This is a genomic window from Xanthomonas sp. 60 (genome assembly GCF_011761925.1).
Window position 1 is genome coordinate 98,363 of record NZ_JAASQW010000004.1, and the last position, 21,060, is coordinate 119,422.

Below are 21,060 nucleotides of genomic sequence, written 5' to 3' on the forward strand. Positions count from 1 at the left end.
GAGTTGTCATGACCGGATTCGTTGTTGCCATTCCGTCCCGCTATGCGGCGTCGCGCCTGCCGGGCAAACCGCTGCGCCTGCTCGGCGGTACGCCGCTGGTGCTACACGTTGCGCAGCGTGCCCTTGAAGCGGGCGCGGAAGAGGTGTGGGTCGCCACCGACGATGAGCGCATCGCCACCGCGCTGGACGGACTGCAGAACGTGAACGTGGCGATGACCGCCAGCGCCCATGCCTCCGGCACTGACCGCCTGGCCGAGTGCGCGCGGATCGCGGGGTGGTCCGATGACACCGTGGTGGTGAACCTGCAGGGCGATGAGCCCTTCGCGCCGGCGGCGGGCATCCGCGCGGTGGCGGCGGCACTGCGCGACGGCCAGGCGCCGATGTCCACGCTGGCCACGCCGGTGGAGGATGCGCACACATTGTTCGACCCCAACGTGGTGAAGCTGGTGCGCAACGTGCGCAACGAGGCGATGTATTTCAGCCGCGCACCGATCGCCTGGCATCGCGATGGGTTCGCCCAAAGCCGCGACACGCTGCCGGCGGGCGCGGGCTGGCTGCGGCATATCGGCATCTATGGCTACCGTGCCGGGTTCCTGCAGCAGTTCGCCGCGATGCCACCGGGCAGGCTGGAGCAGATGGAATCGCTGGAGCAGCTGCGGGTGCTGGAGGCGGGCTATCCGATCAGTGTCGCGCTGTCACCCGAACCGTTCCCGCCCGGTATCGACACCCCCGAAGACCTGGAACGCGCGGCGCAGTGGCTGCAGGCACACGCCCGCCAGTAACCCGGGCAGGGCATGCGGCGCGGCACAACGGTGGCATGACGCCGAGTCCGGCATAATCGGGCCATGAATGCTCAGCCTGTCCAGGATCTGCCGGAGTTCGTCACGTGGCTCAATGCCGCGCCGACCACGCTTGCCGAGCTGCGTGGCCGTCCCGTGGCGCTGCTGTTCGTCAACGCGGCGTCGCAGTGGTGCGCGCAGCGCCTCCAGGAGCTGTCGCAGTGGCAGTCGCGGCGGCCGGGGCGGTTGCAGGTGGTCGTCCTGCAGGTGCCCCGGTTCGATTTCGAACGGGAGCCGGCCGCGGCGCTGAAACTGCTGCGCCGCCAGGGCCTCTCGGCGCCTGCGCTGCTGGACGCGGACTGGGACGGATGGCGCCGATTCGGGGTCTCCACATGGCCCACCGTGGTCCTGCTCGATGCGCACGGCCGTGAAAGCCAGCGACTGGTCGGACTGGGCGCGCCGGGGGAGCTGGAGCGCGCCCTGGAGGCGGCCTGCGAGGGCTCGCAGCCGGGCAGCGTCACCGCGCCCACTGATCGTTCGCCCGAACCGCGTCGCACGCTGTGCTTCCCGACCGGGCTGGCGGTGACGGCCGACCGACTGTATATCGCCGATACCGGCCATCACCGTATCCTCGAGTGCACCCATCACGGCCGCGTCCTGCGGCAGTTCGGGCAGGGCACGCCGGACCTGATGGACGGGGGCATCGCCGAAGCAGCGTTCAACCGGCCGCACGCGCTGGTGGTGGAGCGTGACGGGCTGTACGTGGCCGACACCGGCAACCATGCGCTGCGGCGGATCAACCTGACGACCGGCCAGGTGGACACGCTGTGCGGCAACGGCCGCTGCGGCGAGCCGCAGGAAGGCGAGGTGGCCCAGGCAGGCGCAGTCTCGCTGGACCATCCTACCGGGCTCGCGCTCGGCGACAACCAGCTGCATATCGCCATGGCAGGCGACAACCGCATCTGGAGCTATCACCTCGGCCAGCGCACGCTGCGCTGGCGCGCGGGCAACGGCACGCTGGACGAGCGCGACGGTGGAACGCACGTGGCAGCGTTCGCGCAGCCCACCTCGCTGGCGGCCGTGCAGCAGGTGCTGTACGTGGCCGACGCACTGGGGTCGTCAGTGCGCGCCGTACAGCTGCGCGGCGACCTGGTGCAGACGCTGCTCGGCCATGGCATGTGGCAGTCCGGCGACGAAGATGGACCCCGTGCGCAGGCGCGCCTGCAGTATCCGCAGGCGATCGCACTGAGCCCTGATGCGCCGGTGCTGTGGATTGCCGACGCGGGCAATGGCCGCCTGCGCACCCTGCGCCTGGGCGGTGGCGAGCTGACGACCCAGGCCCTCCCGCGCCGACTGCAGGGGCCTGCCGGCCTGGCCGTGGGCGCCGGCGCGGTCTGGATTGCCGAGACCGACGCACACGCGGTGCTGCGTTTCGACCCCACCAGTGGCGTCCTGAGCGACGTACCGATCACCGAATGAACGACGCAGCTGTTTTTGATGGAAAGGCTTTCGCGGCGCGCCTGAGCACCGCTCCGGGCGTCTACCGCATGTATGCCGGCGATGACACGCTGTTGTATGTCGGCAAGGCGCGTGCACTGCGCAACCGCGTGGGCAGCTACTTCAACGGCAGCCCGAAGAACGCGCGCATCATGTCGATGCTTTCGCAGATCACGCGGATGGATGTCACCGTCACCCGCTCGGAGGCCGAAGCGCTGCTGCTGGAAAACCAGCTGATCAAATCGCTGTCGCCGCGCTACAACGTGTCGTTGCGCGACGACAAGACCTATCCGCACGTGCTGCTGACCCGGGAGCAGTGGCCCCGGATCGCGCTGCACCGCGGTCCGCGCGCGGTGCCGGGACGTTATTTCGGGCCGTATCCGGGCGTTACCGCCGTGCGCGAAACGCTCAACCTCATGCACAAGCTGTTCAAACTGCGCAGCTGCGAGGACAGCGTGTTCCGCAATCGCTCCCGGCCGTGCCTGCAGTACCAGATCGGTCGCTGCAGCGCGCCGTGCGTGGAGCTGGTGGACGCGGCCGATTATGCCGAGTCGGTGCGCCGCGCCTCGCTGTTCCTTGAAGGCAAGAGCGATGAGCTGACTCGGGAACTCGGCGAACAGATGCAGGCCGCCAGCGAGGCGCTGGAGTTCGAACAGGCCGCACGCCTGCGCGATCTGGTCAAATCACTGCGGAGCATGCAGACGCGGCAGTATGTCGATGGTCGTGCGGCGGACCTGGATGTGCTGGCGGTGGCCACGCAGGGCGCCCAGGCCTGTGTGATGCTGCTGGCGTTCCGCGATGGGCGCAACCTGGGTACGCGACCGTTCTTCCCGCGCACCAACGGCGAAGAAAGCCCGGAAGAAGTGCTGGGCGCCTTCGTATCGCAGTATTACGTGGAGTTCGAACCGCCGCGCGAGATCCTGCTGGACCGTGAGATTCCGGACGTCGCCCTGCTGGAGACCGCGTTCTCGGCATCGGCCGAACGCAAGGTGCAGCTGAAATGGAACGTGCGCGGCGAACGTGCCGGTTACCTGGAACTGGCCAGCCGCAATGCGCAGCTGACCCTTGCCAGCGAGCTGAGCAGCCGGGATTCGCAACGTGCCCGCAGCGAAGGCCTGCGCGAGATGCTCGGGCTGGCCGAACCGGTCAAACGCGTGGAGTGTTTTGATATCAGCCACACGATGGGGGAGGCGACGGTGGCCTCGTGCGTGGTGTTCGATGCCGCCGGCCCGGTGCGCGCGCAGTACCGGCGTTTCAACATCAGCGGCATCGAACCCGGCGACGATTACGCCGCCATGCGTCAGGCCATCGAACGGCGCTTCCGCCGCGCCGTGGAAGAGCAGGGCGTACTGCCTGATGTGCTGCTGATCGATGGCGGTGCCGGACAGTTGTCGCAGGCACAGGCGGCCCTGGCCGACCTCGGCGTGGAAGGCGTGCTGCTGGTCGGGGTGGCCAAGGGTGCCGAGCGCCGGGCCGGGCACGAGGCGCTGGTGATGCCCGATGGCCGCGAACTGCGCCCGGGCGCGGCCTCGCCAGCCCTGCAGTTCATCCAGCAGGTGCGCGATGAAGCGCACCGGTTTGCGATCACCGGCCACCGTGGGCGCCGCCAGAAAGCACGCATGACCAGCAAGCTGGAGGATATCGCGGGCATCGGTCCGCGCCGTCGCGCCAGCCTGTTGAAGCATTTCGGCGGTCTGATCGGCCTGAAGGCTGCGGGCGAGGCGGAAATCGCCAAGGTCGAAGGCATCAACGATGCCCTTGCCGCGCGCATCTACGCTAACCTGCACGGACTGCCCGACACCCACGCGAGCGGAGAGCAAGAGAAACGATGAAGTTGACCGTCCCCACCTGGCTGACCCTGCTGCGGATCATGATGATCCCGGTGCTGGTGCTGGTGTTCTATCTGCCCTACACCTGGACCAATTTCGCATCGGCGGCCATCTTCGGTCTGGCGGCGATCACTGACTGGCTCGATGGCTGGATCGCGCGGCGCTACCAGCTGGAATCCGCCTTCGGCGCCTTCCTGGATCCAGTCGCGGACAAGCTGATGGTCGCCGTGGCGCTGTTCCTGATCGTGCAGGGGCATCCCACGCCCTGGATGGCGTTCTGGGCGGCGGTCATCGTCGGGCGCGAGATCGCGGTCTCCGCGCTGCGTGAATGGATGGCCGAGCTGGGCCAGCGCGCCAAGGTGCGCGTGGCGGTGATCGGCAAGGTGAAGACCACCGCGCAGATGGTGGCGTTGCTGTGCCTGCTGTATTCGGTGGCGCCGAACATGCGCGTGGATGAGATCTGGATGGGCCTGGAGGTCTTCCATATCGGCGACTGGACGCTGGCGATCGCCGCGGTGCTGACCTTGTGGTCCGGCCTGCAGTATCTGCACGCAGCATGGCCCAGCCTGCGCGAGGACGAGCGCGCCGCGCGCGCGCGTTCGCAGCTGAAAAAGGGCGGCTGAGGCATTGACTCTGTCATCCGGAGCGGTAGAATGCCGCCTCCCAAGCGGGAATAGCTCAGTTGGTAGAGCGCAACCTTGCCAAGGTTGAGGTCGCGAGTTCGAGTCTCGTTTCCCGCTCCAGCATTTGAAAAAGAGGCCTTCGGGCCTCTTTTTTTTCATGTGCGGCGGGTTGGTGCGCAAGGGGCGGGCTTGACAGCGCCCGCCGAGCGTGTAGAATGCCGCCTCCCAAGCGGGAATAGCTCAGTTGGTAGAGCGCAACCTTGCCAAGGTTGAGGTCGCGAGTTCGAGTCTCGTTTCCCGCTCCAGGTCGAAGAAAAGAGATCCTTGCGGGTCTCTTTTTTTTTGCCCGCCAGGTACCCTGCGCGCTGCGCATAGAGTGTCTTCGCGGACATGAACAGGCTTGACGGGATGAAGGTTTTTCTACACAATATCGCTTCTTCGGCGCAGGTCGAAGGGCATGCGGGAATAGCTCAGTTGGTAGAGCGCAACCTTGCCAAGGTTGAGGTCGCGAGTTCGAGTCTCGTTTCCCGCTCCAGTGTCACCGGGCCCCGGAAGGGGCTTTGTTTTTCTCCCGCACCGGCAGTGCGGGGCACGGCCGTCAGGCGATGGCAGGGCAGCAGAAAAACGCGTTCACAAGCGTGAAAAGCGCTGGCGTGGTTCCGGGCGATCCGGTAGTATGTCGAGCTCACGCGGGAATAGCTCAGTTGGTAGAGCGCAACCTTGCCAAGGTTGAGGTCGCGAGTTCGAGTCTCGTTTCCCGCTCCAAATCCAGACGGGTCCTCATGGGTTCCGTCTTGATCAGGATCCGCATTCCTGATTGCTGTACACCGGCCTGGTGGCAGAGTGGTTATGCAGCGGCCTGCAAAGCCGCGTACGCCGGTTCAATTCCGACCCAGGCCTCCATCTGAAAACCCTGACCCTGTCAGGGTTTTTTTATGCCTGTTGGATGCGATCGAGTACTCGATCCACTGTCTCAGTGGAAGATCGTAGCCGCGTCTGTTGTGCAACGTGAGTACGTGCGTCGCGTGGAGGCATCGGTTGATCGGGGACGGTGCGCTGGGACATTGGCAGTACGTCATCACCGATCCGTTCACCGGCGAGCAGCTGACCCAGCCTGGCTGGAACCTGAGGGTGCTGATCAAGGCGGCCACCGAGCGCGTGTGGAATGCCGAGGCGGTAGTCGCTCAGCCGCCATCGGCGCCTGCACCGCTCCCTGGCAGTGAATCGCTGAACATCGCACACCGGCAATAACCACGGCCGCACCGCCGCCAGAAGCAGGGCGGGAGCAGGATGCTTGCAGGCATCCCGCTCCCGCCGCAACACAGGTGGTCTCGGCACCTGGCCTTGGCCGAAGCCCCGCCGCTCTCGCGAGAGCAGGGCGATTGTCGGCCGCACCTATCGCAAACTCTGAGAACTGACCGCACCCATCACTGTTTGGCCGGGCGGTAAGCGACGCCTGGTGAAACACCTCTACCCCCACTTCCCGGCCCACGACGCCTACGTCGAGGCCTTCGCCGGCGGCGGCGCTGCGCTGCTGATGCGCCCACACCCCGCCAGGATGGAAGTCCTCGACGACATCAATGGGGACTTGGTGAACCTCTACCGGTGCGTGTGGCACCACTTGGACGAGTTCATCCGCATGTTCCGCTGGTCGCCGGTGTCGCGCCAGATGTTCGAGTGGGCGCAGATGGAGTGCCCGGAGACCCTGACCGACATCCAGCGCGCAGCGCGCTTCTACTACCTGCAGAAGCTCGCTTTCGGCGGCAAGGTGCAGGGGCAGTCCTTCGGCCTTGTGGCCAGCGGCGGCCCGCGGCTGAACCTGCTGCGGATCGAGGAAGAGCTGAGCGCGGTGCACATCCGGCTCGCCAACGTGGTGATCGAGCACCTGCCGTGGCAGGAATGCCTACAGCGGTACGACCGCACCGGCGCCCTGTTCTACCTGGATCCGCCGTACTGGCAGACGGAAGGCTACGGGGTGGCGTTCGCCATCGAGCAGTACGAGCAGATGGCCGACCTCATGCGCTCGATGAAGGGCAGGGCGGTCCTGTCGATCAACGACCACCCCGATATCCGCCGCGTCTTCCATAGCCTGCCGCTGGTGCCGCTGCAGCTGGAATACTCGATGGCCCGTCAGCACACGGGGAGGGAGTCGGGAGAGCTGATCATCAAGTCGTGTGAGGACGACCAGCTGCCGATGTGGGCCTAAAAACCCATTCAGGCCCTCTCGCTGGCCGCGGTAATCAGCGCTGCCGGCTGCGACGCCCGAAGCTCACGCGCGGCTCGGACCCGGCGCACGAGCAATTCGAGCCTAGTGCGGTACGGTTATCTGGCCATTTCCATCAGTACATACTGGGATGCCACGGCGGCGTAGCCCAAGATCGATAGTGCCAACCCTCGCCACAGACTCCCGCCGAGCCCGTACTTCCGGCCTAACGCGATTAGGCCGATCGATAGTGCGAGCATGACAGTTATTTTCAAAATATAGCCAGACGACGGTAGAAAGCATGCCAGCGCCAGTCCGACCACCAGGCTTCCTATCGACCCGTACTTAGTGGCGCGCCCTGGATACCTCGGAACTCTACGGGTCCAGTCCAGCATCGAAAGAGCGAACGCGATAAACCAGCTCGCAATTAACAACTGGCCAGCAACGATGTCATGCGAAGGCGCGATCATAAGCGGACTGCTGATTTTTGAGCATCATTGATACCACTTCTGGTCATGCCTCGGCTCGACCGGAACCCATTAGAAGAAGTTGAACGACATTACAAGGCCTGCGCGTACATGGTCAGCGTGGCCAATCGCCCTACGTCGCTCGGCTGCCTCGAGCAACAGGCTATTACACAAGCTCGAAATGGAACAGGACCAGTCTCCGGGCCGTCAGTTTGGCCCCCAGCGATTTCAAACAGCACGTCGCCCCACAACTCCCCCATCCTGAGCGGGTCACTGTGGGTCACGATCGCGGCGTGTAGACCCTGCTCTAGCGCCTTGATGTAAGCGCGGGCGGACTGCAGCTCCATCTCACAGCGTTCTATGCGCTCGATTAGCAGCGCGATGGTTTGGTCATGCATTGCAGTGGCCTTATCAGTCAGCGACAGCATACCTTCCGCAGAGATTAGAGAGGCAGGACCAACTCTGAGGCGTTGTTGCGCGGCGCGTTCACCGCCCGGCTGACGCGGTAGGCCTCCATCGCCGGCGGCTGCGACGCCAGCAACATGGCCATGGCCTCGTCCGGATCGGCCGCGAGCCAGTCATCCAAGAGGCTGGCCGGGATCCACACGGGCATGCGGTCGTGGATGTCGGCCGACACGCCGCTGCTGTCGCCGGTGATCACGGTGAAGGTGCCCAGGTTTCCGTCAGGCAGAAGGGCGCTGGCGTCCTCCCACAGGCCGGCGGCCAGCAGCGGCTCCGCCGCGTGGATGAACCACGGATCCTTCTTGCCGTCTTCCGGGCTCACCGACCACTCGTAGTACCCGGCCATCGGCACCACGCAGCGGCGCCGCTTGAACGCGGCGCGGAATGCCGGCTTTGTGGTCACCGTCTCGATGCGGGCGTTGATGGTGGACCCCTGCAGCCCCTTGGCCTTGGCCCAGAACGGCAGCAGGCCCCAGGCCAGCCGCGTGACCTGCCGGCCTTCGCCGCGGTTCAAGATGACCGCCGCGCGCTGGGTGGGGGCTAAATTGAAGCTTGGCTGGATTTCGGCCAAGCCCGGGGCGAGTTCAGCCAGGTCGGGCGGGTCGGAGCCGGCAACGGGAAGATGGAAGAAGCGGCCGCGCATGGCAACAGCGCATGTCGCAGGATTTTTTAGGCCTGCCATTTCCGCAGCGCCACCCACGCACCATTCAACCGGCCGCGTCCCGCACCGAGCGCTCGATGTCATCGCCGCCCATCGGACGGGCCAGGAAGTAACCCTGCAGCTCATCGCAGCCCAGTCCGGTCAGCACATCGGCCTGCGCTTCGGTTTCCACGCCTTCGGCGACGGTGCGATAACCCAATCCCGCCGCCAGCTGCACGATGGCCTTGATCTTGAGCACCGCGTGCGGATGCGTGGCAACGCCGTCGATCAGGGACTTGTCGATCTTGATGATGGAAATAGGCAGCTTGGAGAGGTAGCCGAAGTTGCTGTACCCGCTGCCGAAGTCATCAATGGCCACGCGCACGCCGGCCGCTGCCAGTTGCCGCAGCTGCTCGGTGCCGGGCGAATTTTCGCGCACCCATTCGCCTTCGGTGACTTCCACTTCCAGCAGGGCCGTCGGCAATCCGCGGTCGGCCAGGCGCTGCAGGATCTCCAGCGCCGCATCGGGCCGGTCCAGGTCGGACGGGCTGAGGTTGATCGACAGCTGCAGGTCCAGCGCCTGCCCGCGCCACAGCGCCAGCTGGTCCAGCGCCTGGTCCAGTACCCAGGAGGTGACCAGGGGCATTACCGCGGTGCGTTCGAAAATCGGGATGAATTCGCCGGGGCCTACCGGGCCCAGGCGCGGGTGGGTCCAGCGGATCAGCGCTTCGGCGCCAACCGCCCGGCGCGTGCGCGCATCGAAGCGCGGCTGGAACTGCAGGCTGAACTCCTGGCGGAACAGGGCACGTTCGGCGTCGGCGGCGAGGCGATAACCGCGCCGCAGGCGCTCGTCACGGCGCTCGGAATACCAGCAGAAATCCGAGCGCGCGCTGATCGAGGCCTGCAGGCCCACCAGCAGCTTGCGGATGATATCGTCGCCGGCATCCTCAGCCGGGTCCACGATGCACACCCCGGCATGGAACTGCGGCGACATCGGGATGGCAGCGGCCATGATCGGGCGTACGACACGGCGCTTGAGCTCGGCCATCAGCCGGCTGACGTCCTCGTCGGAGGCGAACTCGGCCATGAACGCGAAGCGGCTCACGCCCACCTGGTACAGCTCGGCGATGCCTTCCAGCGCCATGCGCACGCGCACGCTGCAACGGTGGATCATCGCCTCCAGCGGTGGCATGCCCAGCGCCTGGCCGGCCTCGGTGAAGCGGGGCACGTCCAGCACGTCGAGCATCACCGCATACAGGCGCGCCTGGCCGCTCATCCGGCCCACGTGGCCTTCGTAATCGATGTGGAACTGGTGGCGGTTGGGCAGGCCGGACACCGGATCCTGGCGCCCGGCCATGGTGCGCAGCTCAAGCTGGTTCATCACCATTTCGGCCAGCGTGCGCAGTTGCTCGCGCTCATTGGCATCGAACTCGCGCGGCACCTTGTCCATCACGCATACCGCGCCGATGGGTACCCCGTTCTTGGCGATCAGCGGGGCGCCTGCATAGGAGCGCAGGCGGGTGGTGCCGGTGAGCAGCGGATGCTGGCTGAAGCGCGCGTCGGCGGCAAGATCGGGCACCACGAAGACATCGCGGCTCTCCATCGCGTAGGAGCAGATCGAATAGCGGATGTCCGTGCTCCCCATCTCGAGCCCGACGCGTGAGACGAATCGCTGGTTCTCGACGCCGACGATGGAGACGAACGCTACCGGCGTGCGCATCGAGAAAGCGACCAGCCGCGTGATCCGGTCCAGCGAGGCACCGGCGTGCGCATCGAGCGCCTGCAGGCTGCTGACGGTGGTCATTCTTTCGGCGACCTGGAGGGTCTGGGGCATTGGCGGTCTGGCAGTCCTTTTGCCCAATGTTAAGGGGGAGTCCATGCACGGAATGTGGTTTTTCACCACCGGTACATCCATGGCCGCCAGATGAATGAAGCGTTCATTGTCCCGCCTGGACATCCGCTTCGTGGCCCGCCTTCATCAAAACATGCCGGATTTTCACTCGCGGCGCGGCACAGTGAGCCTTATTTCCATAACTGGATCGACATGATCAGCCAAGCAATGGCCTCATCCGCCCCTGTTCCCCGCGTCCTGCTGGTCGAGGACGACATGGAATTGTCCACCCTGCTCGCCGAGGTTCTTGCCGACGCAGGTTATACGGTGGACCGTGCTTATTCGGTCTCCGATGCCTTCTCCAGTCTTGAGGAGGGGGCGTTCGATGCCGCCGTCCTCGATGTGGAATTGGGCGATGGTGTCGTGTTCCCGGTGGCCGACCTGCTCAAGGACCGCCACGTCCCGTACGTATTCGTTTCGGCGGTGTACCAGCAGGTCGTGCCGCGGCTGCACCAGAAGGCACCCTTCGTGAGCAAGCCCTACGAAATTGCCGATGTGGTGGCCCAGGTCGGAGACGCGATCGCAGCCCACTGAAGGTTTCGGTGTCGAGATCTCGTCGTGGCGCCGGCCGTTTCCCGGGCCCGGCGCCTCGCGCCCGGCCCGGTGCGGTGACGCATGGGAGAAACGGGCGCTTGCCGCAGGAAAGGCCCGCTGCGCAGGGCCGTAGGGCGGCTTACAGGGTGGTGCTATCCACCAGCTGCCGTCCCTGCTGGGTCAGGTCGATGTCGCCGTCCTCGGCCTGCGCGGCATAGCCCGCTTCAACGGCCCACGCGGCCTCCTGCTCGGTGACCGGTCGTGTGGCGTTGATGTCATCGAGAATGCGGCGCTGGTCGGCGGTGAGGGCCATGGTCGGTCTCCGTGTCGTGTCGTTTCCAGCCTATGGAACAGGGGATGAGGACACCGTAATGGCGGTGCTGCGGGGGCCGGTGTGAAAAAAACGCCGCGGTGTCATTGACGTGTCATTCACAAAGGTGCGTAATCACCCTCGTGTAGGAGCAATCCCACCCGATGAAGGGGCATCGGCACCACGACGGTTCATAACAAGTCTGAGGGAGGTCGTATGGAATACGGCGCGTATGGCTTGGCTGATCAGGTTCGGGATGAACTGGAGGACAGTTATCACAAGCATGGATGTGGTGCGGAATTCTGGAACACGTACCAGCGCGTGCTGGCACGGCTCGTCCCCGAGGGACAGGAACGGGCGCAGGTGGCCAATGACATGGCGATGATGATCCAGTCACTCGGTATCGTGCGCCAGGCGCAGCTGGTGCCAGCGGACACCGCCACGGACCGCTGAGTCAGAGCATCCACCATCCCCCCAGCAGCAGCCCGCCGAACAGGCCGAGCAGCACCAGCGTGCGCGGACGGAGCAGGCGTCCGCGCGCCCCCATCGCGCGTTGCGGCGAGCCGTAGCGCAGCAGCCCGGGCTCGAAGCCGGCCGCGTGCTGGGCCCGGTCGCAGGCCACGATGCAGTCGCCGCAGGCCACGCAGTCCGCATGGGGCCCGCAGCGCACGTCCAGCTGCAGGGGACAGGCACGGACACAGGCCGCACAGTCCGTGCAGTCGCCCAGGCGGTCGGCGCTGAAGCGTGGCAGCGGGCCGGCGAGCGCAGGATGGGCGGCGCGGAACACGTAATCCTGTGCGGTGGTGGCGTCGAGCAGCCCGCGGCCCCGGGTGGCTACGCTGCCCTGTCCAGAAGCGCGCGGACCGCGGGGTTCACCGCGCGGCGCCACGTAGAGCACCCGGGGGGTGTGGCCGTCGGTCAGCCAGGGTTGCACGCGCGCGAACGGGCAAAGGACGCGGCAGACCTGGCGGCGCAGGAACCCCGCGTTGCCCCATGTGGCAACGCTGTAGAACAGCACCCAGAAGCCTTCCCAGGCCGTCCAGTGCAGGGTGGTGGCGCGCGCGACCAGATCGCTGACCGGCACGAACAGGCCCACGAAGGTGATCGCCGTCCACACCGATAGCGCACCCCAGAGCAGCCAGCGCACGGCACGCTCCAGTGGCGGCCATGGCAGGTGCCGGCGGGTGGCCCGCTCGATCCAGCCGAACGCCGTGCTCCACAGGGTCTGCGGGCAGCCGTGCCCACACCACAGCCGTCCACACAGGTGGGTGAACAGCGCCAGGCCCGCGCCGAGGGTGGCCAGCAGCCCGAGCAGGAGGCCGACATCCTGCGGCCACAGCGTCAGGCCGAACAGGTCGAAACGGCGTGCCGACAGGTCCAGCAGCAGGGCCTGCCGGCCGTCCCAGCGCAGCCAGGGCAGCAGGTGGAAGCCAAGCAGCAGCCCCAGCGTGGTGACGGTGCGCAGGGTGGGGCGCGCGGAGGCCGCAGATACCGGGTGGGGGCTCATCCAAGTGGCTCCTCATCATCGCTGGGCGCCAGCGGGCGCAACAGGTACCAGGTCACCGCGCTGGAGACGGCGGTGATCGCCCAGAACAGGAAGAAGCCGAGCGTGTAGCCCAGTCCGCGGCTCAGTGCGATGTCGGCGAAGCTGATATCGCGCAGGCGCAGCGGGTCCACGAAGGCGAAAAAGATCACGCTGGCCAGGCCGGCGATGAGGAAGCTCGGCCACAGGATCACGCCCCATGGCTCGAGTTGTCGCAGGCGTTTGTCGAGGGCATCGGCGGGAGGCGGGAGCATGGCCGGTCCGGGCAGGGGGGACGGAGGCACCGCCGCACTCGCGCGCGGTGGCGGAGGTTCAATCTAGGCAGCGCGGCTGGCCCGGACATTGATCTGGATCAAGCGACGGTTGCAACGCGACCGCGGATAATCACGCCATGTCATCCCTGCCTGTCCCCCCTGCAACGCCGCTGCCGCAGGCCTCACCGTCGCTGTGCAGCGAGGACGAGGTGATGCGCCTGGTACACGATTTCTACGCCCGCGTGCGCGAGGATTCACGGCTCGGTCCGGTTTTCACCGAACATGTGGCGGACTGGCCCGGGCACCTGGCCCAGCTGGTCGATTTCTGGTCCGCGCTGCTGCGCGGCACGCGGCGTTTCCAGGGCTCGCCGATGTCCAAGCACATGGCCATCGATGCGATGGACCGCGATCTGTTCGATCGCTGGCTGGCGCTGTTCCTGCTGACCACCGCCGAGTGCGGTAACACGGAGATGCAGCGGTTGGCCGACGATATCGCCGTGCGCATCGCCGGGACCTTCTGGAAGCGCTACCAGATGCTGCGCTGGCCCACCGTCGCGTTGCCGGTCATCGGGTCCGCCGGCTGATTTGATCTCGGTCAAGGCGGATCCCGCAGGCAACCGCCACGCTGGCCGCATGGACACCTTCTCTCCCCTGCAGGGCGGCCTGGCCTGGTGCTTCGATGCCGAAACCCTGCGTCGCCACGACACGCCCGGCCCCCGGTACACCTCGTATCCCACCGCGCCCCACTTCCACGAAGGCTTTGGCCAGGGGGATCTGATCCAGGCGCTGGCGGCGAGCAACCGCAGCGGCCGCGCGCTGTCGCTGTATGTCCATGTGCCGTTCTGCAGCAGCCCCTGTTTCTACTGCGGCTGCAACCGCGTGATCACGCGCGATCACAGCCGCGGCGCGAGCTATGTGGCGCGCGTGCTGGCCGAAGCGGACCTGCTCGCTTCGCACGTGGACGGGCGGCGGCAGGTGATCCAGCTGCATCTGGGCGGTGGCACGCCCAATTTCCTCACCCTCGAGGCCATGACCGCGCTGGTCGAGGGGTTGCGCCAGCGCTTCACCTTCAGCGCCTCCGCGGCCCGGGATTTCTCCATCGAGCTGGATCCGCGGTTTGTCAGCCGCGACGATGTGGCCGGACTGGCGGCACTGGGTTTCAACCGCGCGAGCCTGGGCGTGCAGGATTTCGATCCGCAGGTACAGGCGTCGATCAACCGCATCCAGGGGGTGGCGCAGACGCTGGACATCCTGCAGGCGTGCCGCGACCACGGCATGCGCTCGGTCAACGTGGACCTGATCTACGGGCTGCCGGGGCAGTCGCAGGAGGGGTTCGGCCGCACCCTGCACCAGGTGCTGGCATTGCGACCGGACCGCCTTGCGGTCTACGGCTATGCACACCTGCCGCATCTGTTCCGCGCGCAGAAGCAGATCGACGAGCGCCGGCTGCCGCCGCCGGAACAGAAACTCGCGCTGCTCGGCCTGGCCGTGGAGATGCTGTCGCAGGCGGGTTACCAGTACATCGGGATGGACCATTTCGCACTGCCGGAGGAAGACCTGTCCCGTGCGCAGCGCGCAGGCCAGCTGCATCGCAACTTCATGGGCTACACCACCCACGCCGACACCGACCTGGTGGGGCTCGGGGTCAGTGCGATCAGCACCGTGGGCACGACCTACAGCCAGAATCCGCGCGACCTGGCCGGCTGGGAGGCGGCGGTCGATGGCGGGCACCTGCCGGTCTGGCGGGGACTGCAGCTGGACGAAGACGACGTGCTGCGCGCCGAGCTGATCCAGCAGCTGATGTGCCACGGCGAGGTGGACCTGCAGGCACTGTGCCAGCGTGTCGGCGAGGATCCGCAGGTCTATTTCGCCGATGCGTTGCAGCGGCTCGGAGCACTGCAGCGTGATGGCCTGGCGGACGTGGAGCAGGGCGTGGTGCGGGTGACCCCGACGGGCCGGCCGCTGCTGCGGCTGCTGGCGATGTGCTTTGACCGCTACCTGCACCAGCCTGCGCAGCCGGTGCGGTATTCGCGTGCGATCTGACGCGCAGCGCGCGTACGGAATGGTGCCCGGAGCCGGGATCGAACCGGCACGACCTTGCGGTCGGCAGATTTTAAGTCTGCTGCGTCTACCTGTTTCGCCATCCGGGCCTGCGGGCATAGGGTGCCCGAGCAGGCCGCATTTGCAAAGCACGCGCGGCTGGAAACGGGCGGTTGAAAGGCGCGATGATGCATCCAGCTGCGTGGCGGTGCCCGGGGAGGGCGCCGCTGATCAACGGAGGAGCCACTGCCATGCCGCTACACGCGTTCGCCTACACAAGCCTGGCCGTAGAGGATCTGCAGGCGCAGGACATCGACCGCATCCTGGCCGAAGGCGCAGCCTTCAATCGCATGGCCGGGGTGACCGGCGTGCTGACCTTCGATGGCCTGCGCTTCGTGCAGTGCATCGAGGGGCCGGCCGATGGGGTGGACGCCGTGCAGGCGCGCATCGTCAACGCGCGCAGCCACGTGCGGCTGGACGTGCTGGCGCATAACTGCATCCGGACCCGCCATTTCCCGTGTTGGGCACTGGCGGCACAGCGCATCGCGCCGGCCACCAGCGAGCGGATCGCCCGCGCGCGCTGGGAAGGCTTCCAGGCAGGTTCGGTGGGGTTTGCGCTGCTTCGCGGGGTATGGATGAGTGGACAGGGGGAGCTGGAACCCCCGGCGGTGATGCTCGGGTCATGAGTCACATGGCCTTGTCGCGGTGGCGGCGTTAACCTTGTCGGCCATCGGCAATGGCCGGAGCAGCAATGAGCAGACCACGGCCCCACGGCCCGCGCAGGTGCGCGGCATGAACGGCGCAGACAGCGTGACCGCACTCGCAGCGGCGGCCTCACCACGCCCGGCGATCATCGGGCTCGGCTACGTCGGGCTGCCCCTGGCGGTGGCCTTCGGGCGCCAGCTGGCCACGGTCGGCTTCGATATCGATGGCGAGCGCGTGGCCGAGCTCGAGCAGGGCCATGACCATACGCTGGAAACCGACGCGCAGGAGCTGGCCTCGGCACGCCACCTGCGTTTCAGTGCCGATCCGGCGGACCTGGTCGACTGCAACGTGTACATCGTCACCGTGCCCACCCCGATCGACAGCTACGAGCAGCCGGACCTGGAGCCGCTGCGGTCGGCGAGCCGGCGGGTGGCGAGCGTGCTGCGTCCGGGGGATCTGGTGGTCTATGAGTCGACGGTCTATCCAGGCACGACCGAAGAGGTGTGCGTGCCGTTGCTGGAGGCCGGCTCCGGACTGCGTTTCAACGTCGACTTCCACTGTGGCTACAGCCCCGAGCGGGTGAGTCCGGGCGATCGCAACCGGCGCCTGGCGGACATCCGCAAGATCACCTCCGGGTCCACGCCCGAGGCCGCCCGGGTGGTGGACGCGCTCTACCAGCGCATCATCGCCGCCGGCACGTTCCCGGCCCCCTCCATGCGCGTGGCTGAAGCGGCCAAGGTCGTGGAGAACATCCAGCGCGACGTCAACATCGCCCTGGTCAACGAGCTGGCCTTGATCTTCGACCGCCTCGACATCGACACCCAGGACGTGCTCGATGCGGCCGGCAGCAAATGGAATTTCCTGCCCTTCCGCCCCGGCCTCGTGGGCGGGCACTGCATCGGCGTGGACCCGTACTACCTGCTGCACAAGTCGGAGAGCGTGGGCTTCCATCCGGATCTCATCCACACCGCGCGGCAGGTCAACAACCGCGTCGGGGCGCACGTGGCCGAGCGCGTGCAGGCGCTGCTGCAGGCGCGTGGCACGGGCATCGATGGGGCGCGGGTACTGGTGCTGGGCGTGACCTTCAAGGAGGACTGCCCGGACCTGCGCAACAGCCGTGCCCTGGAGCTGGCGCAGCAGCTGCAGGCCGCCGGCGCGCAGGTAGACGTACATGACCCGTGGGTCGGGCCGGCGGCGCTCGCGTCCAGTGGGGTGCAGTGGGTGGCCGAACCCCGGCCGGGCGGCTATGAGGCGGTGGTGCTGGCAGTGGCGCACGCGCGCTTCCGCGGCATGGATGCGCAGGCGATCCGGGCCCTGCTCGTGTCTGATGGCGTGGTCTATGACGTGAAGTCGGTCTGGCCCCGCGAGGTGGTGGACGGCCGTCTGTAGCTGCGTCAGCAGGTCGTTGATGCGCGCGCGGGTAGACTGGCCGCTGACCAGCAACGAGGAACGCCATGCACCGCTACCTGGCCTACGTGCTCGCCATCGTCCTGTTTCCCGTCTGCCTGTGGCTGGCCACCCTGTGGACCGCCTGGTACTGGGGCGTGGGCATCACCGCCGCGCTGGCCGCGCTTGGCACGTGGGACCTGCTGCAGAAGCGCAGCACGCTGCGGCGCAACTATCCGGTGCTCGCGCATTTCCGCTATGGATTGGAATCCATCGGGCCGGAGATCCGCCAGTATTTCGTGCAGAGCGATCTGGACGACGTTCCCTTCTCACGCCAGCAGCGTGCGCTGGTGTACCGCCGCGCCAAGAACGAAATGGACACGGTGCCGTTCGGCACGCTGCGCAGCGCGTACGCGGTGGACTACGAGTGGATCAACCACTCGATGGCGCCCACCGAGATCGCGCACCACGATTTCCGCGTGCTGATCGGGCCGGACTGCGCCAAGCCGTACTCGGCGAGCGTGTTCAACATCTCCGCGATGAGCTTCGGCTCGCTTTCGGCCAATGCCGTGCGCGCGCTCAACGAAGGTGCGCGCCGCGGCGGCTTCCACCACGATACCGGCGAAGGCTCGATCTCCCCTTACCACCGCGAGATGGGCGGCGATCTGGTGTGGGAGATCGGCTCGGGCTACTTCGGTTGCCGCAACGAGGATGGCACCTTCAGCGAGGAGCGCTTCGTCGCAAGCGCCACTGAAGCGCAGGTCAAGATGATCGAGATCAAGCTCTCCCAGGGCGCCAAGCCGGGGCACGGCGGCGTGCTGCCGGCGGCCAAGGTGAGTCGGGAGATCGCGGCCACGCGCGGCGTACCGATGGGCGTGGACTGCATTTCTCCCTCACGTCACAGCGCGTTTTCCACGCCGGTCGAGCTGCTGGCGTTCGTCGCCCGGCTGCGTGCGCTGTCCGGTGGCAAACCCGTGGGATTCAAGCTGGCCATCGGCCATCCGTGGGAGTGGTTCGGGATCGCCAAGGCGATGCATGAAACCGGGCTGCTGCCTGATTTCATCGTCGTGGACGGTGCCGAGGGCGGCACGGGCGCGGCGCCTTCGGAGTTCGTCGATCATGTCGGCGTGCCGATGCAGGAAGCGCTGCTGCTGGTGCACAACACCCTGGTCGGGCTGGACCTGCGCGACCGCATCCGGCTGGGCGCGGCGGGCAAGATCACCAGCGCCTTCGACATCGCCCGCACCATCGCGCTGGGCGCGGACTGGTGCAATGCGGGCCGCGGCTTCATGTTCGCGCTCGGTTGCATCCAGTCATTGAGCTGCCACAGCGATACGTGCCCGACCGGCATCGCCACGCAGGATCCTGCGCGCTGGCGCCACCTGGATCCGGCGGACAAGGCCAGCCGCGTGCACAACTACCACGAGCACACCCTGCATGCGCTGAAGGAACTGCTGTGCGCGGCCGGCCTGAATGATCCGTCCGAGCTGGGCCCGGAGCACATCCTGCGCCGCGTCTCGGCGGTGGAAATCCGCTCGCTGGCCTCGCTGTACCGGTACCTCGAACCGGGCGAGCTTCTGCGCAGGATCCCCGACCACGCCGTGTTCCAGGATTTCTGGGCGGATGCGCGCAGTGATTCCTTCCAGCCGCCGCAGCGCATCCGCGCGCTGCGTGACAGCAAGAGCCGCTGAGCGCGCCATGCCCCTGATCCGGTTCCGGCAAGCCGTTGTCGAGGACATCGCCGCCCTGTGGGAGCTGCGCACGCGGTGCGTGCGCCAGACATGCAGCAGCCATTACCCGCCGGAGATCATCACGCCGTGGGCCGCCTCGCCCCCACCGGCGCAGTACGCTGCGCTGCTGGGGGCAGGCGGTGGCGTGGTGGCGGAAACACCCGAAGGACGCCTGCTCGGCTACGGGGTGTTCGACCCGGCGGGCAACGCGGTCGATGCGCTGTTCGTCGATCCCGTCCAGAGCGGCCAGGGCATCGGCCAGGCGCTGCTGCAGCGCCTGCTGGCACAGGCCGATCCGACGCGCGCGGTGGAGCTCTCAGCCTCGCTCAATGCCGTGGCGTTCTATCGCCATGCGGGTTTCGAGGTGGTTGGACCGCAGCGCTACGCCCATCCTTCCGGCGTCGAGCTGGACGCCATCACGATGCGACGGCCGGTGAGCGGGCACTGAAGCCCGGCTCAGCGTGCACCGAGCCAGTCGATGACACCGCGTGCGGCACGTGCACCGCTGGCAAAGCAGGCAGTAAGCAGGTAGCCGCCTGTCGGTGCTTCCCAGTCCAGCATCTCGCCGGCGCAGAACACGCCCGGACGTGCCTGCAGCATCAGGGCGTCGTCCATGTCCTGCAGGCGGACGCCGCCCGCCGTACTGATGGCTTCGGCCAGCGGACGGGCCGCGATGAGCGGCACCGGCAACCGTTTCACCGTGTCCACCACGCGCGCGAGGTCCTGGCCGGCCTCCTTGCCGAGCATTTCGAACACCAGTGCGGTCTTCACCGCGTCCAGGCCGGCCTGGCGTCGCAGGTGCTCACCGAAACTGCGGCCCTTGCGGGGCCGGGACAGGTCGGCCAGCAGGCGGGCCGCCTCGCGCCCCGGCGCCAGGTCGAGGAACAGCGTGACAGCGCCCTCGCGGGTCAGGCGCTCGCGCAGGTCTGCCGACAGCGCGTAGACCAGGCTGCCTTCGATGCCATACCCGCTGACCACGCATTCGCCCTGCTGCTGGCGGGGCTGTCCATGCAGGTCGGTCCAGTGCGCCACCACCGGTTTGAGCGGGGCACCTGCGTGGCGCTGGGCGAACCACGGCGTCCAGGCCACATCGAAGCCACAGTTGGCCGGCTGCAGCGGCGCCACGTCAATGCCGTGGCCGGCGAGCACGGGGACCCACGCACCGTCCGAGCCGAGCTGCGGCCAGCTGCCGCCACCCAGCGCCAGCACGGTGGCCTCCGCCTCGACGGTGCGCTCGCCTTCGGGCGTTGCCATGCGCAGCGCCCCCGTGGCGGTCCAGCCGAGCCAGCGGTGATTCACGTGCAGCCGCACGCCCTGTTCCTTGAGCCGGCGTACCCAGCCCCGCAGCAGGGGTGCAGCCTTGCGGTCGACCGGGAACACGCGCCCGGAGGACCCCACATAGGTGTCCACGCCCAGGCCGGCGGCCCAGTCCCGCAGCGCCTGCGCATCGAAGGTCTGCAACCAGGAAGCGACGGCTGCCGCCTGCTCGCGGTAGCGGGCGGTGAACACGGCAGGTGGGTCGGAGTGGGTCAGGTTCAATCCGCCCTTGCCCGCGATCAGGAACTTGCGTCCCGGCGAGCCTTTGCGTTCGTAGAGATCCACCTCCAGCCCGGCCGCGCGCAGGCGTTCGGCGGCGAACAGGCCCGCAGGCCCACCGCCGACCACGGCCACGCGACGCTGCGGCACGGTGTCAGCGGGGTTGGACATCGAGCAGCTCGACATCGAACACCAGCGATGAACCGGCGGGGATCGGGCCGACGCGGCGATCGCCGTAGCCCTGCGCGGGGGGAATCATCAGCGTGCGCTTGCCGCCCACTTTCATGCCGGCAACGCCCTCGTCCCAGCCACGGATCACCTGGCCAGCGCCCAGCTCGAACACAAAGGGTTCACCGCGGGTGACCGAACTGTCGAACGTTTTGCCGTGGCGGTCGGCGCTGCGCTCGTCGTAGATCCAGCCGGTGTAATGCACCGTGACCTTCTGGCCGGCCGTGGCCACTGCGCCCGTGCCCGGCTGCGTATCGATGGTCTGGAACGTGGTCAGGGTGCCGCCGGGCGGCGGCCCCTCGGGCGTGCACGCGGCGACGGCGAGCGAGAGCAGCAGGAGGGCAAGCAGGCGGCGCATCGGCGGTTCCTCGAGCGAAAAGGAGGCAAGGGTAGCGCATCGCCT

At 67.2% G+C, this 21,060-nt stretch carries 21 protein-coding genes and 6 tRNA genes; 19 read left to right on the forward strand and 8 right to left on the reverse strand.

What is annotated here, in order from left to right:
• Nucleotides 1–8 precede the first annotated feature (8 nt).
• The 11 genes from kdsB to FHY09_RS10155 all read left to right on the forward strand — a co-directional run bounded on the left by kdsB (nucleotide 9) and on the right by FHY09_RS10155 (nucleotide 6,934).
• The gene (gene kdsB, locus FHY09_RS10105; RefSeq protein ID WP_166926755.1) at nucleotides 9–782 is read left to right on the forward strand and encodes a 3-deoxy-manno-octulosonate cytidylyltransferase; all 774 of its coding nucleotides are present in this window, start codon (nucleotides 9–11) and stop codon (nucleotides 780–782) included.
• Nucleotides 783–845: 63 nt separating this feature from the next.
• Nucleotides 846–2,258 carry a hypothetical protein gene (locus FHY09_RS10110; protein WP_166926756.1) on the forward strand — a complete coding sequence of 471 codons (1,413 nt, stop codon included), beginning with the start codon at nucleotides 846–848 and terminating at the stop codon, nucleotides 2,256–2,258.
• Nucleotides 2,255–4,108 (forward strand): excinuclease ABC subunit UvrC, encoded by a 1,854-nt coding sequence (gene uvrC, locus FHY09_RS10115; RefSeq protein ID WP_166926757.1) that lies wholly within the window; start codon nucleotides 2,255–2,257, stop codon nucleotides 4,106–4,108. Before FHY09_RS10110 ends, uvrC begins: the two co-directional genes overlap by 4 nt.
• Entirely contained in the window at nucleotides 4,105–4,728 is a 624-nt protein-coding gene (gene pgsA, locus FHY09_RS10120) for a CDP-diacylglycerol--glycerol-3-phosphate 3-phosphatidyltransferase (RefSeq protein ID WP_166926758.1), read from the forward strand. Before uvrC ends, pgsA begins: the two co-directional genes overlap by 4 nt.
• 44 nt (nucleotides 4,729–4,772) lie before the next feature.
• Nucleotides 4,773–4,848: transfer RNA gene (locus FHY09_RS10125), tRNA-Gly, on the forward strand.
• A gap of 109 nt (nucleotides 4,849–4,957) precedes the next feature.
• Nucleotides 4,958–5,033, forward strand: a tRNA-Gly gene (locus FHY09_RS10130).
• Between the two features lie 154 nt (nucleotides 5,034–5,187).
• Nucleotides 5,188–5,263, forward strand: a tRNA-Gly gene (locus FHY09_RS10135).
• Nucleotides 5,264–5,417: 154 nt separating this feature from the next.
• Nucleotides 5,418–5,493: transfer RNA gene (locus tag FHY09_RS10140), tRNA-Gly, on the forward strand.
• Between the two features lie 64 nt (nucleotides 5,494–5,557).
• Nucleotides 5,558–5,631 (forward strand) — tRNA-Cys (locus FHY09_RS10145).
• Between the two features lie 135 nt (nucleotides 5,632–5,766).
• Entirely contained in the window at nucleotides 5,767–5,979 is a 213-nt protein-coding gene (locus FHY09_RS10150) for a hypothetical protein (RefSeq protein WP_166926759.1), read from the forward strand.
• 163 nt (nucleotides 5,980–6,142) lie between these two features.
• On the forward strand, nucleotides 6,143–6,934 hold the full coding sequence (locus FHY09_RS10155; RefSeq protein WP_166926973.1) for a DNA adenine methylase: 792 nt from the start codon (nucleotides 6,143–6,145) through the stop codon (nucleotides 6,932–6,934).
• 906 nt (nucleotides 6,935–7,840) lie between these two features.
• On the opposite strand, the gene FHY09_RS10160 is transcribed toward FHY09_RS10155, so the two are convergent.
• Nucleotides 7,841–8,503, reverse strand: coding sequence for an SOS response-associated peptidase (locus FHY09_RS10160; RefSeq protein ID WP_166926760.1), 663 nt, complete (start codon nucleotides 8,501–8,503; stop codon nucleotides 7,841–7,843).
• A 64-nt stretch (nucleotides 8,504–8,567) separates the two neighbouring features.
• The gene (locus FHY09_RS10165) at nucleotides 8,568–10,304 is read right to left on the reverse strand and encodes a putative bifunctional diguanylate cyclase/phosphodiesterase (RefSeq protein ID WP_456362773.1); all 1,737 of its coding nucleotides are present in this window, start codon (nucleotides 10,302–10,304) and stop codon (nucleotides 8,568–8,570) included.
• Between the two features lie 120 nt (nucleotides 10,305–10,424).
• On the opposite strand from FHY09_RS10165, the gene FHY09_RS10170 reads away from it, so the two are divergent.
• Nucleotides 10,425–10,925, forward strand: a complete 501-nt coding sequence (locus tag FHY09_RS10170; RefSeq protein ID WP_456362774.1) for a response regulator transcription factor — start codon at nucleotides 10,425–10,427, stop codon at nucleotides 10,923–10,925.
• A 139-nt stretch (nucleotides 10,926–11,064) separates the two neighbouring features.
• Here the strand turns inward: FHY09_RS10170 and FHY09_RS10175 are convergent, their stop codons facing one another.
• Nucleotides 11,065–11,238, reverse strand: a complete 174-nt coding sequence (locus FHY09_RS10175; protein ID WP_166926761.1) for a hypothetical protein — start codon at nucleotides 11,236–11,238, stop codon at nucleotides 11,065–11,067.
• 213 nt (nucleotides 11,239–11,451) lie between these two features.
• On the opposite strand from FHY09_RS10175, the gene FHY09_RS10180 reads away from it, so the two are divergent.
• Nucleotides 11,452–11,688 carry a hypothetical protein gene (locus tag FHY09_RS10180; RefSeq protein WP_166926762.1) on the forward strand — a complete coding sequence of 79 codons (237 nt, stop codon included), beginning with the start codon at nucleotides 11,452–11,454 and terminating at the stop codon, nucleotides 11,686–11,688.
• A gap of 1 nt (nucleotide 11,689) precedes the next feature.
• Here the strand turns inward: FHY09_RS10180 and FHY09_RS10185 are convergent, their stop codons facing one another.
• Together FHY09_RS10185 and FHY09_RS10190 are read right to left on the reverse strand one after the other, a co-directional pair.
• Nucleotides 11,690–12,742: a 4Fe-4S dicluster domain-containing protein gene (locus FHY09_RS10185; protein WP_166926763.1), complete on the reverse strand. Its 1,053-nt coding sequence runs from the start codon at nucleotides 12,740–12,742 to the stop codon at nucleotides 11,690–11,692.
• Entirely contained in the window at nucleotides 12,739–13,032 is a 294-nt protein-coding gene (locus FHY09_RS10190; RefSeq protein WP_166926764.1) for a hypothetical protein, read from the reverse strand. The genes FHY09_RS10185 and FHY09_RS10190 overlap by 4 nt, the downstream gene beginning before the upstream one ends.
• 137 nt (nucleotides 13,033–13,169) lie before the next feature.
• Between FHY09_RS10190 and FHY09_RS10195 the strand changes: the two genes are divergently transcribed.
• Together FHY09_RS10195 and hemN are read left to right on the forward strand one after the other, a co-directional pair.
• Nucleotides 13,170–13,616: a group III truncated hemoglobin gene (locus FHY09_RS10195; protein WP_166926765.1), complete on the forward strand. Its 447-nt coding sequence runs from the start codon at nucleotides 13,170–13,172 to the stop codon at nucleotides 13,614–13,616.
• 49 nt (nucleotides 13,617–13,665) lie between these two features.
• Nucleotides 13,666–15,075, forward strand: a complete 1,410-nt coding sequence (gene hemN / locus FHY09_RS10200; RefSeq protein WP_166926766.1) for an oxygen-independent coproporphyrinogen III oxidase — start codon at nucleotides 13,666–13,668, stop codon at nucleotides 15,073–15,075.
• 20 nt (nucleotides 15,076–15,095) lie between these two features.
• On the opposite strand, the gene FHY09_RS10205 is transcribed toward hemN, so the two are convergent.
• Nucleotides 15,096–15,182, reverse strand: a tRNA-Leu gene (locus tag FHY09_RS10205).
• A 141-nt stretch (nucleotides 15,183–15,323) separates the two neighbouring features.
• On the opposite strand from FHY09_RS10205, the gene FHY09_RS10210 reads away from it, so the two are divergent.
• The 4 genes from FHY09_RS10210 to FHY09_RS10225 all read left to right on the forward strand — a co-directional run bounded on the left by FHY09_RS10210 (nucleotide 15,324) and on the right by FHY09_RS10225 (nucleotide 19,341).
• Complete coding sequence (locus FHY09_RS10210) at nucleotides 15,324–15,758, forward strand: BLUF domain-containing protein (protein WP_166926767.1); 435 nt, start codon at nucleotides 15,324–15,326, stop codon at nucleotides 15,756–15,758.
• A gap of 106 nt (nucleotides 15,759–15,864) precedes the next feature.
• Nucleotides 15,865–17,166 (forward strand): nucleotide sugar dehydrogenase, encoded by a 1,302-nt coding sequence (locus FHY09_RS10215; protein WP_166926768.1) that lies wholly within the window; start codon nucleotides 15,865–15,867, stop codon nucleotides 17,164–17,166.
• Nucleotides 17,167–17,231: 65 nt separating this feature from the next.
• The gene (locus FHY09_RS10220; protein ID WP_166926769.1) at nucleotides 17,232–18,854 is read left to right on the forward strand and encodes an FMN-binding glutamate synthase family protein; all 1,623 of its coding nucleotides are present in this window, start codon (nucleotides 17,232–17,234) and stop codon (nucleotides 18,852–18,854) included.
• Between the two features lie 16 nt (nucleotides 18,855–18,870).
• The gene (locus FHY09_RS10225; protein WP_166926976.1) at nucleotides 18,871–19,341 is read left to right on the forward strand and encodes a GNAT family N-acetyltransferase; all 471 of its coding nucleotides are present in this window, start codon (nucleotides 18,871–18,873) and stop codon (nucleotides 19,339–19,341) included.
• Between the two features lie 8 nt (nucleotides 19,342–19,349).
• Here the strand turns inward: FHY09_RS10225 and FHY09_RS10230 are convergent, their stop codons facing one another.
• Nucleotides 19,350–20,600 carry a TIGR03862 family flavoprotein gene (locus tag FHY09_RS10230; protein WP_456362775.1) on the reverse strand — a complete coding sequence of 417 codons (1,251 nt, stop codon included), beginning with the start codon at nucleotides 20,598–20,600 and terminating at the stop codon, nucleotides 19,350–19,352.
• Nucleotides 20,584–21,015, reverse strand: a complete 432-nt coding sequence (locus tag FHY09_RS10235; protein ID WP_166926771.1) for an FKBP-type peptidyl-prolyl cis-trans isomerase — start codon at nucleotides 21,013–21,015, stop codon at nucleotides 20,584–20,586. The genes FHY09_RS10230 and FHY09_RS10235 overlap by 17 nt, the downstream gene beginning before the upstream one ends.
• Between the last annotated feature and the right edge of the window lie 45 nt (nucleotides 21,016–21,060).